1 protein-coding gene is annotated in these 266 nt (G+C 50.8%); it reads left to right on the plus strand.

The window, feature by feature from the left end; genetic code table 11:
* The coding region (locus H4O21_RS25170; RefSeq protein ID WP_220495920.1) for a nitrogenase component 1 at positions 1–266 on the plus strand (266 nt) is incomplete at both ends.

Consider the following 266-nt stretch of genomic DNA (forward strand, 5'->3'; position numbering starts at 1 on the left):
CCTGGGATAACCGTGGCACACGCTCTTCAGGGTCCGAGCTGTACCGTATCGGCATGACAACCGATCTGTCAGAAGAAGATGTGATTATGGGACGTGGCGAAAAGCGTCTGTTCCATAGTATTGGTCAGGCGCTGGATCGTTATTCACCCACCGCGGTATTTGTTTATAACACCTGTGTGCCGGCTCTGATTGGCGATGACTTTGAAGCCGTCTGTAAAGCTGCCAGTGAACACTTTTCCATTCCTGTTATTCCTATCGACTCTGCC

This window comes from Oceanospirillum sediminis, assembly GCF_014164585.1.
GTDB lineage: Bacteria > Pseudomonadota > Gammaproteobacteria > Pseudomonadales > Halomonadaceae > Oceanospirillum > Oceanospirillum sediminis.